Here is a 9,829-nt window from a genome sequence, read left to right as displayed (position 1 = left end):
GCGTCAGCGCCCGCATCGCCCAACGCATCCTGGCCCTGACCGCCGCCATCTGGCACAACCGCAACACCGGCCAACCCATCACCCGATCCCTGATCACCTACGACCACTAACCAGGGTTAGGACTTACTCGTCTAGACCCGGACAGGTCGGCGTCGACACTGTCACACCCGAGCTGGGACCGTCTCGCCGAGGCCCCGGCTCGGGGAGCAGTCGGGGCAACACGCGCCCTCAACGGCCTAGAACCGCACCCGACGACGGGGGGGCGACCGCAGGGGCGGCTGTCACTTCAGGTGGGCGGCGAGCGGGATGTTCTGCGCCCTGAGGGCGGTGGCGATCACGCCGGCGATCTGTCTGGCGCCGGCCGCCTCGAAGTGGGTGTGGTCGTTGCAGAAGAACGCGCCGACCGCGCCCGTCGAGTAGTCGCCGTTGTTCGGGCACAGCCTCAGCGTGTTGTAGAGCGCCACACTCTTCGCGTGCAGGTCGGTGACCGGTACGCCGTTGGTGGCGGCCGCAGCCGTCGTCTCGGTGACGAAACCACGATTGCCGACAGCGGTGCCGCCGCTGCACGTGATCGCCGCGACCGGGGTGACGAAGATCGGCTTCGCCCCTCTGGCTCTGGCGGCCGTCGCCATGACGCCGAGCAGTTCCTTGAAGCGGTTGCTGCCCACGTGTCGTGGGCAGGCGCACAGGTGATGCCGTTGAAGGACAACGACGACGGAACCGGGTTGCTGCCGCCCCACGAGCCGGAGAAGCCGAAGCTGACAGACGCGCCGGAGCCGATGGCACCGTTGTAGCTCACGTTGGTGGCGGTCACCGCCGTGCCGGTGACCGTGACGGTGGGGTTCCACGCCTGCGCCACGCCCTGCCCGGGGGCGAGGCTACCACCGACGGTCCAGCTGGTCACCGCGTCACCGAGGTTGGTGGCGACGACGTCGGCTCCGAACCCGCCGGTCCACTGGCTGGTGACCCGGTAGGCGACATCGCACGCGGGGGTGGCGGCCTGGGCGGTGGCGATCGAGCCCGCCGGCCTCGACGGTCAGGACCGTTGCCACCAGGACCACGAGACGCGATCGGCGAACAACGTGTCCTGAGTGTCCCGAGTCGGGTGCGCGGGGGCACGGGACGGTGACCAGGTGCGAAAGGCCGAATCGGCGTCATCGGATGGGGTTCCAGCCGTCGTTACCCGCTAGGTAGGCGGTGGGCGTGTACTGGGTGGCGGTGGAGGCGCTCATCTGGGGCCGGTTGGCGTTGACACCGGCGCCGGGCCCGGTGCTGCTGTACTCGGCGAACCGGGCGGTCCTCCACGAGAAGCCGGACATGTCCGTCCAGGGGTCGGTGCGGATATGCGCGCCCATCGTGACGCCCCGGTAGAGGACCTGGCCACGGGCGTTGACGTCGCCGCTCGGGTGCCACGGCCGGCCCAGATAGACGGTCCTGGCGGGAGCGTTGCTTGTCAGCGTGGTGCCCCAGAACAGATAGCCGAACTTGTTGTTGATGTCGGTGGCCGCGGCGGTGATGTAGCCGTTGTTGGACGACGAGCCGCGGGTGAGCGAGTGCACCGTGCCGTTCTGGAAGACCATGGTGCCCCGCCCGAAGATGAAGTCGACGTCTCCCTCTACATAGGAGTTACGAACGTAGAGTCGCCGGACCGAGCTGACACTTGGTGCGTTGACAAGCAGGGTGTCCTGGTTGCCGAGGATGCGGACGTTGTCGAACTGCACCCGGTCGCCGGAGGTGTTGACGGCGACGGCCTGCTCGGCGTCGAGGGTGTTGGCGGCCTCGTTGAAGTCGTTCGACATGGTCAGATTTCTGATCGTGGTGTCGTTGGCGTTGACGAAGACCGAGGCACTTCCGGACGTGCCGTACGTACCGCCACCGGGCTTGGTCTGGCCGGATGCGTGCCCTTCGACGATCACCGCCTGGGCGGCGGAGCTGCCGGCACCGACCAACGTGAGGTGGGGCTTGTCGGCGGGAATGGTGACCACGCCCCGGTAGGTGCCGGGTTTGATGGTGATGGTGACCGGAGCGCCGTTGTTCGCCGCGACACTGTCGATCGCCGCCTGCACTGTCGTGTAGTTGCCGCTGCCGTCGGCGGCCACGGTGATGGTCGCGGACGCGGACGCGGCAGAAGTCATCGAGACTGCGGCGGCCAGAGCGCACACCGTCACCACCGTCACCGAACGCACGCGAAGAATCCTGCCGGATGTGGTCATGAGCGTTCTCCCATCCCACCGGGCCTCCGCCGAAGATCATGCCGACCGGCAGACGACGACGTTAAGTGAACGCTAACATCGACAACCTAAAATATAAAGGCGGGGAGGGTGAGCCACCCGCCCAGGTGAGGGCGTGCCGCCGTCAGTAGAAGCGCATCCACGAGCCCGTCGGGCAGGCTTCTCCCGCAGCGCCACGATCCGGGGCGTCGGTGCCTGAAGTTGCCATCCGACCCGTCGTCCCTGCGGGTGGCCTCGATGTCCGGCTTCTGAGGATGGCCGACATCAGGAGGTGGTGGGGCCCAGTTCGTCGTCGATGCGTCGTCGTTCAGCGTCGCGTAGCTTCCGGTAGTGCTCCGCCCTGGTCCGGTCACCGATCTTGTCGGCGGCTTCGGTGGCGGCCTGCAGGATGACCAGGGCCAACCCGGGAACGTGCGGTGCCTGCCTCTCCGCCTCGGTGAACACCACACTGGCCAACTCGCCGTCGGCGGCGCCGGCCAGGAGGAACAGCTCCTGTATGTACATCCGACCGAGGCCCACCTCCGTCCAGCCGGCCACATCGTCGAGGGCCCGGCGGCATTCCCGCAGCGCCTCCCAGGCGGCACTGTGGCCGCCGGCTTGGCGTTCCAGCTTCGCCAGGGACAGCCATGCCGACGCGGTGTCCCACGGACTGTCGGCGTACACCAGGCTCTCCCGCTGGGCCTGGGCTGCTTCGGCGTACGCGCCGAGATCGGCCAGCTGATATCGAAGCTGGGTCAGCGTGTCCCTGTCTCGCTGACGACCCGACGCCCAGTGGTCCAGCCACTGGCGGGCGAGCGCATCGTCGCCTGTCAGTTTGGCCCGGTGCACCCACCGAAGCGGGTCCTCGGCGACCGGGTCGGCCGGGAACCAGGACCTCTTCCGCTGCCGCCACTGCGCTACCTCGTCCTCGGACACGAGAGGTTGGCCTGCGTCGTCCAACACGTACTCCAGCACGTCGTCCCGGTCGGCGTGCTCGCTGTCGCGCACGAAGTCAAGCGTGGCCTGGGTCCCGGCGGCGAACAGGTGCTCGATGTCGTAGCCACACCAGGTGTCGAAGTTGGCCCGCTTGATCTCCCAGTGCAGCCACACATCCTGTACGCGTTGCTGCTCGGCGAGCAGGAAACCGGCAAGTTCGGTCTCTTCACTCAGCCCTTGGAACGGCGCCACGCGTCGACAGACCGCCTCCTGCTCGGCCAACCACCGCAGCAGCGGCAGATCATCTCCTTGCCGGTCGTACTGCAACGCCCACAACACCATCGCCCGCCGCGCCGCGTGTCCGTCGCAGTCGTAGCCGTCGGCACCGGTGACCCGCTCGTAGCGCATCTCCTGCCACAACACCGAGGAACTCCGCATCCGGTCCAGCTCACGCCGCGCAACGTCGATCACCCGCCAAAGATCCCACCAACCGTGCACTCGTGTCACGCCGGTTCGAACCAGCAGAGGTGCTGCTGATGGGGCACCGTCACATTCCCCGCGCCGATGAGCAACTCCTCGACCTGGCGATCACCGCCAGGACCCTGGTCCGCGACGCGATCATCCCCGGGCCGAGCAGGCCCTGATCAGGGAGGACATCTGGCGGATGACCAGGAGTGAGGCTGAGCAGGCGAGCCTGCGCCGGCGGCTGGAGATCCTCTGACCAGGAGTGAGGCTGAGCAGGCGAGCCTGCGCCGGCGGCTGGAGATCCTCCGACTTCCTGCCGCGCCGCTGCGGCAGGCGGGTACGTGCTGCCGCGGGGTGACCTAGGCTCGGTGGTGTGAGCGAACCCAGGATCGCTGGGCTCCTGTTGGCGGGCGGCGCGGGGCGCCGGTACGGGATGCCGAAGGCGCTTGTCGTCGTCGACGGTCGCCAACTGGTGGAGCGTGGTCTCGCAACGCTGCGTGACGGGGCCTGCGATCCGGTCGTCGTGGTGTTGGGTGCGGAGGCGCAGCAGGTGCGTGCCCGTACCGACCTGTCCGGCGCAACGGTGACTGACAATCCCAAGTGGCACACCGGCATGGGGTCCTCCCTGCGGGTGGGGCTGGCCGCATTGGCGACGTTCCCGGTGGACGCGGTCGCCGTGCTGCTTGTCGACACACCCGGCGTCACCGCAGCCGCGGTCCGGCGCCTGCGCGGGTTCGGCGGCCGCGTCGGGCTGGCGGTCGCCACGTACCACGGTCAGCCCGGACATCCGGTACTGCTTGGGCGCGACCACTGGTCGGCGGTGTCGGCCCTGGCTGTCGGCGACGTGGGCGCACGCCGCTACCTCGCGGCGCATGGCGAACTGGTGACCCATGTGCCCTGCGAGGACATCGCCGACGGCACCGATCTCGACGTTCCACCGAACCTCTGAGAATGGGGAAGGTGGGCCTCGGCGACTGCGCTACTGCCGCTTCGCGTGCGTCACCTACTCGCGGCACCGAGCTGGCTGGACCTCTGCCGATAAGACAATTCTTCGAGATGCCGCGGACAGTGCATGAAACGCCGAACGGCGGCCCGCTGAATCAGTCGGGCCGCCGTTCGCAGAGCGTGGATCAGAGCGGACGGATGTTCTCCGCCTGCGGGCCCTTCTGGCCCTGAGTGATGTCGAACTCCACCTTCTGGTTCTCGTCGAGGCTGCGGAAGCCGCTCGCCGAGATCGCGGAGAAGTGGGCGAAGACATCGGCGCCGCCGTCGTCCGGGCTGATGAAGCCGAAGCCCTTGTCGGCGTTGAACCACTTCACGGTGCCTGTAGTCATGTCTGCTCCTTCGCAGGCTGTCAGAGACCGCACTGTGCGGACCCTTACGCCGCTGCGTTGATCACCCGCGTCGAAACGACACGAAAAACGAAAAGCGCCTGGATGGGTTTCAGATGCCCCATCAGGCGCCGGAAAACGTCTACGGAAATCAAAACTGCAACACGGTTACCGTAGCACACGAGGCTGGCCCGGTACGCTGCCGCCACTGCCCGCCAGCTCCGAAAGTCCAATCCGGAACGGCTCAGCAGCGAATAATCCTCCGCGTCGGACGTCGGCTTCGTCAATCATGAGCAGGTGACGCGCACCGAGAGCTACACGCTGGCCGGGTTCGTGGCTGGCTTCCGCTGGATGCCAGCCAGAGCGGACTGGACCGCCGACCTATCGCCCGCCGTCCCCACGGTCAGCGACTGTCTCGTCGACCTTCTCCCGGCCGACCAGGACATCGAACCGTGGCAACAGCCTCTGTTCGAGCCATGGCAACGGTCCTTCCAGCAGGCAGCCAATGCCGTCAGGCGTGCGCCTTCGGACCCCCGCACCGCGCACGTGCTGAGCATGAGCGTGACGACAACGGTCGCCACCGAGCTGGCCACCATGATCGAGGAGTGGATCGGCGACCTTCCGCATCCAATCCGGATGAACCTCGCGCAACCAGCGGCCGCCCCACCCGGCACGATTCTCGGATTCGAGGTGCTCGGCTTTATCGACGGCCGCTTCCACAGCTGGCTCTGCTACCGGCTGGATACCCAGGCACTCGACAAACTCGGCATCCGGCCGGGGCACAGTGCGCTGCTGACCACCCTCGACGATGCGCAGCGGGTCGCTGACATGGCCAACAACAACCACGGCACCCATGACGGCACCCCTCAGGACATCACCTGGTTTCCCGCACTCATCACCGAGCACTCGACGAGGACATCGGCAGTTCACCAGAACCAGCCGGCCCGCCCAGCGTAAGGGCCGAACGGAGGCGTGAGGCCCGTCCTCACCACCCATCCGGAGACGGCATCAGCTGTCGAGCGCGTCGGCCAGGCGCCGCGCCTCGGCGACCAGCCGACTGGACCCGCCGCGGGCGGCGACCTCGGCCAGTCCGGGTACGTCGATTCGGGCGCCGGTGGCACCTGCCGTTTCCGCCGCCAGCGTCAACAGGTCCGGGGTGCCGCGTGGGGTCTTCGGCGCCGCGAGGAGTGCGGGCAACGCGGCGGCGAGCACGCGCCAGGTACTGAGCGGCGCACCGGCGGCGGACGCGTCGCGCAGCGGCTGCAGGGTGCGGGTCAGCGTGAGGTCACCGACGGCGGCGAGGGTGCCGAGGTGGGCGCCGACAGTGGGAGCGTCCAGGTCGCCGGCGGCGGCCAGCATGAGGAGCGCGTCAACGGCGGCGACCCGGTCGGACTCGTGGCGGGCACCCAGGCCGTACGCGAGGGCGAGGGCGACGGCGGGACCGCCGTCGCCGCCGCACTCGGCGAGCAGCGGCAGGATCGCGGCCCCGCCGGGCAGGTCCTGGTCGGCGGCGCTGGCGATGTCGGGCAGCGCGTACGCCGCGACAAGTCCCCGGTAGCCGGGCAACACGGCAGGCCAGAGCAGGGCCGAACCGCCGAAGAGACGGTCCGTGGTTCCGGCCGGCACGGTGAGCAGGCCGAACGGGTCGTCGACGCCCTCCGGCGGGCTGACCAGCACGTGCGTCCGCTGCCGGGGCAGGTCGTCGTACCCCCAGTCGTAGCTCTGTCGGCGCTCCCGGCGGGGCACGGTGACCACCCGCTGCTCCGGTGTCGGCAGGCCTCCGGCGCGCAGCCAACCGGCGAGCCGGTCACCGGCGGGCGTGCCGAGCGCCGCCGCCCGGGCCGCGAGGGGTTCGTCGACTCGCGCGGGCAGCCGCAGCAGGGCCTGCGTGAGGTCCATCTGCCACGCGCCGTGCTCGCCGAGCCGGGTCAGGCGGTCGTACAGCGCCTCGGGGTCGATGGCGCCGTTTGCCCTGGTCGGGGCCGCGAGCAGACCGGGGTGCCGGGGCGGGCCAACGCGGTCACCGATCTCGGCGAGCCGGGCGCGCAGCAGCCGGTGCGGCGGGGGCACCCGTGGATCGAGGGACGGTCCGCCCGGGGTGCGGCGGCGCGTCGCCGCCAGCATCGCGACCCACCGTCCCCGCCTGGTGCCCCCCTCGACCGGGTCGGCCGCCGCGTGCAGCACCCCGCCGAGCAGACCGCACAGGCAGCACGGATCCCACGGGTGTTCCTCCGCACCGGTGCGGCGCCGTCGCAGCACGGGGGTCAGGGCATCTTTCAGCCGCGCCCGGTCACCACTGGCGAGCCGTACGACAGCGTCGAGGACCCGCTCCAGAGCGGACGCCGTCGTCGGGCCGCCGCGCAGGGAGGCGACCTCCTCGGCCAGTTCGTCCGGGTCGGTGATGGCCGGTGGCGCGGGCAGCGGGGCGGCCGGTGGCGGCAGGTCGTCGCCCACCGCATTGATGACGATCCGTGGGGCGACCACGTGCCCGTGCCGGGCGGCCAGCGTGCCGGCCCGGTCGCGGATGTCTGCCGCCGCGTGGTCGACAGCTGTCGCGATGACCTCGGCGATCTCCGCCGTCCGGTCGGGATGCCGGCGGGCGAGCTGGTCCAGCCAGCCGAGCTGGGTGCGGACCAGCGCCTTGTCGGGCCGGACGAGGACGGCCCGCGACGCGTCCAGCAGCCCGTCGATTTCCAGGCCGTCGAGAGCCCGCAGCGTTCTCTGCGCCATCGACGCGACGGACCCGGGGGCGTCGGCGAGCAGGCGCAGATAGTCTCCGCGATGCTTGTCGACCTCGCCGGGGGTGGGCTCCAGCAGGGCGTGCAGGGTGACGAACACGCGCAACGCGGACGGCCGGTCGCCGCGTAGCAGACGGCTCAGGCAGCCCTCGTGCAGCATCGTCCGGTCCAGGCGGCCCTCGCCGGCCAGCTGCGCCAGTGCGCTCGGCAGGGCGAGCTTCTCGTCGGTCATGAACTCGTCGAAGGACATCCGCGTCCCGGCGCCGTCCACCTCGAACAGACGCGGGACCAGGGCGTCGAGGAACACGTCCGCCCGGAGCCGGTCGACCAGCGGGACCGGTCGTTGCCGCTCCGGCGGCCACGCCATCCGGGCGAGCCATCCCTCCACGAACTGGTCACCCGTGGGTGCGGCCGCCTTCTCGGCGGTGAGCAGTTCGGCGACGAACTCCCAGCCGTCCGCCGGGTCGTCCCGGCGGAGCCGATCCGCCAGCCGGTATGCCAACTCTGCCAGCCACGACACCCCGCGCGTCCGCGCGACCTGGACCACCAGCCCGGCATCGGCGCGCCGCAGCGACACGTTGCGCCGGCCGAGCAGCTCGGCCGCTGCGGCGGCGCTGGGCAGGCACCCGACCGCGGCCACCGCCAGGGCCGCCGCCTTGTCGTTCCACCACCAGGTGTCGCGCCGCCGGCGCACGTGGGCCACCAGCCCGTCGGCCAACGAACGCCGCCCCGGCTCGTCGAGGCCGGTGACCGCGTCGACGGCCGCGTCGACGTTGCCCCGGACCAGGAACTCGAATGGATCGGTCATGCTCCAACCTCCGCCGCGGTGCCCACCATCGTCGTGGCCAGCGCATGCTTGCACGGCCCGCGCTGACCGCGGTGCCGCGCCCACCAGGGGCAGGAGCAGGTGTACGAGCCATCCGCCCGGCGGCGGACCCGGTAGACCTCGTCCCCGTGGCGTACGGTCGCCGCCTCGCCGTCGCGCGTGACAGCACCGGCCTCGACGAGCGCCCGCGCCCCGACCAGCCGGGGATTGTCCCGCTCGGCCCGGCCGGCGTCGTACGGCAACACCCGGTGGAAGTAGCCCGCCTCGGCCACGTCGAAGCCGACCCGGCCGGCGGTGCCCAGCTGGGCCAGCGCGGCCCGGACCCGCTCCGCCGAGATCCCCGCCGAGGCCGCCAACGCGTGGACATCGATCGTCGGATCCCAGGACAGCAGCGCGGCGACCAGCGCGGCGTCGTCGGCGACGTCGTCCGTGGCGAGCGCGGTCAGCGCGCCACCCTCGCCGGAGAAGCCCCGGTAGGGCTCCGGCGACAGGGTCAGCGACAGCCGCAGCGCGCCGGTGTCGAGCTCCCACACGCTCGGCAGCGGCGGCGACCCGGCGCCCGCCGACGGCCCGTACACCCGCAGGGTCTTCGCGTACCGGAGCAGTCCACGCAGCGTGGCGAGCCGTCCGGCGCCGGCCAGGCACACCGCGCCGGGCACCGGACGCGACGTCAGTCGCAGCGAACGCCCGGCCGGCACCACCCAGAGCACCGACCGGTCGTTGCCCGCCGGCAGCCGGCGCAGGAAGGTGGCCCCCTCCGCCGCCGTGATCTCCGCGCGCTGTTGCATGGACGCGGCAATCAGATGGACCTCGGCGAAAGCCCGCAGCCACCGCCCGGGCAGTGGCACCTTCTTCTCCACCAGCGGACCGTCGAGAGTGGATACGGTCAGGTCGTCCGGACCCACCGACAGGTGCAGCGGGTCGATGCCGCCCACCCGGGCCAGCGCCTCCCGCAGCGGCGCGTTCACGTCGACGTTCGTGGTGCCGTGCTCGACGATGTCACCGTCGAACCCGGCCGGCACGACGTCCAGCCGCGCGTACACCCCACAGCAGCCGGAGAACGACTCGAAGCGCATCCGGTCCCGGCTGCCGGTGACCACAGGATCGAGGCTCGCCGGACTGACCGGCTGGTGATACCGGGTGCGGGCGACCTCGGCGACCGCCAAGAGCCCGGCGGCAGCCGCCGGCGGAGTGGTCAGAAAACCGGAGAAGAACCGCGGGTTGGTCGCGGGCCCGCCGCTGGTCTGCAGCGCCAGGTCACCCCGGTGCAGCGTGGACGGCTGGAGGTAGCGGTAGGTCTGCAAGGCGTTCACGGCTGCAGAA

The 9,829-nt window shown here is 70.6% G+C and carries 9 protein-coding genes and 1 pseudogene; 3 read left to right on the top strand and 7 right to left on the bottom strand.

The genetic code is table 11. From position 1 onward, the window contains the following. Window positions 1–281 precede the first annotated feature (281 nt). The 4 genes and pseudogenes from AB0B86_RS32225 to AB0B86_RS32210 form a co-directional block, all read right to left on the bottom strand. Entirely contained in the window at window positions 282–668 is a 387-nt protein-coding gene (locus AB0B86_RS32225) for a hypothetical protein (protein WP_357411976.1), read from the bottom strand. 77 nt (window positions 669–745) lie between these two features. Continuing rightward, a pseudogene (locus tag AB0B86_RS32220) lies at window positions 746–1,015 on the bottom strand (cellulose binding domain-containing protein); the annotation flags it as partial. Window positions 1,016–1,154: 139 nt separating this feature from the next. Beyond that, window positions 1,155–2,186, bottom strand: coding sequence for a pectinesterase family protein (locus AB0B86_RS32215; RefSeq protein ID WP_357411975.1), 1,032 nt, complete (start codon window positions 2,184–2,186; stop codon window positions 1,155–1,157). A 309-nt stretch (window positions 2,187–2,495) separates the two neighbouring features. Then, window positions 2,496–3,617, bottom strand: coding sequence for a hypothetical protein (locus AB0B86_RS32210; protein ID WP_357411974.1), 1,122 nt, complete (start codon window positions 3,615–3,617; stop codon window positions 2,496–2,498). Window positions 3,618–3,646: 29 nt separating this feature from the next. Here AB0B86_RS32210 and AB0B86_RS32205 point away from each other — a divergent pair, with 29 nt between their 5' ends. Both AB0B86_RS32205 and AB0B86_RS32200 read left to right on the top strand, forming a co-directional pair. Then, window positions 3,647–3,790, top strand: coding sequence for a hypothetical protein (locus AB0B86_RS32205; protein ID WP_357411973.1), 144 nt, complete (start codon window positions 3,647–3,649; stop codon window positions 3,788–3,790). A gap of 194 nt (window positions 3,791–3,984) precedes the next feature. After that, window positions 3,985–4,560 (top strand): nucleotidyltransferase family protein, encoded by a 576-nt coding sequence (locus AB0B86_RS32200; RefSeq protein ID WP_357420439.1) that lies wholly within the window; start codon window positions 3,985–3,987, stop codon window positions 4,558–4,560. A gap of 181 nt (window positions 4,561–4,741) precedes the next feature. Here the strand turns inward: AB0B86_RS32200 and AB0B86_RS32195 are convergent, their stop codons facing one another. Then, the gene (locus tag AB0B86_RS32195; RefSeq protein WP_013283833.1) at window positions 4,742–4,945 is read right to left on the bottom strand and encodes a cold-shock protein; all 204 of its coding nucleotides are present in this window, start codon (window positions 4,943–4,945) and stop codon (window positions 4,742–4,744) included. A gap of 294 nt (window positions 4,946–5,239) precedes the next feature. Between AB0B86_RS32195 and AB0B86_RS32190 the strand changes: the two genes are divergently transcribed. Continuing rightward, window positions 5,240–5,899 carry a hypothetical protein gene (locus AB0B86_RS32190; protein WP_357411971.1) on the top strand — a complete coding sequence of 220 codons (660 nt, stop codon included), beginning with the start codon at window positions 5,240–5,242 and terminating at the stop codon, window positions 5,897–5,899. Window positions 5,900–5,950: 51 nt separating this feature from the next. On the opposite strand, the gene AB0B86_RS32185 is transcribed toward AB0B86_RS32190, so the two are convergent. Both AB0B86_RS32185 and AB0B86_RS32180 read right to left on the bottom strand, forming a co-directional pair. Next, window positions 5,951–8,488 carry a DUF6493 family protein gene (locus AB0B86_RS32185; RefSeq protein WP_357411970.1) on the bottom strand — a complete coding sequence of 846 codons (2,538 nt, stop codon included), beginning with the start codon at window positions 8,486–8,488 and terminating at the stop codon, window positions 5,951–5,953. Continuing rightward, window positions 8,485–9,819: an SWIM zinc finger family protein gene (locus AB0B86_RS32180; protein ID WP_357411969.1), complete on the bottom strand. Its 1,335-nt coding sequence runs from the start codon at window positions 9,817–9,819 to the stop codon at window positions 8,485–8,487. Before AB0B86_RS32180 ends, AB0B86_RS32185 begins: the two co-directional genes overlap by 4 nt. Window positions 9,820–9,829: the final 10 nt, after the last annotated feature.

The organism is Micromonospora sp. NPDC049047 (assembly GCF_040649135.1).
In the GTDB taxonomy this organism is placed as follows: Bacteria; Actinomycetota; Actinomycetes; order Mycobacteriales; family Micromonosporaceae; genus Micromonospora.
This window is presented reverse-complemented; position numbering and strand designations above follow the sequence as displayed.

What these genes read in the sequence shown, in the direction of transcription:
- AB0B86_RS32185 (WP_357411970.1), bottom strand. Translation starts at nt 8,488, where the DNA reads ATGACCGATCCATTCGAGTTCCTGGTCCGGGGCAACGTCGACGCGGCC.
- AB0B86_RS32195 (WP_013283833.1), bottom strand. Translation starts at nt 4,945, where the DNA reads ATGACTACAGGCACCGTGAAGTGGTTCAACGCCGACAAGGGCTTCGGC.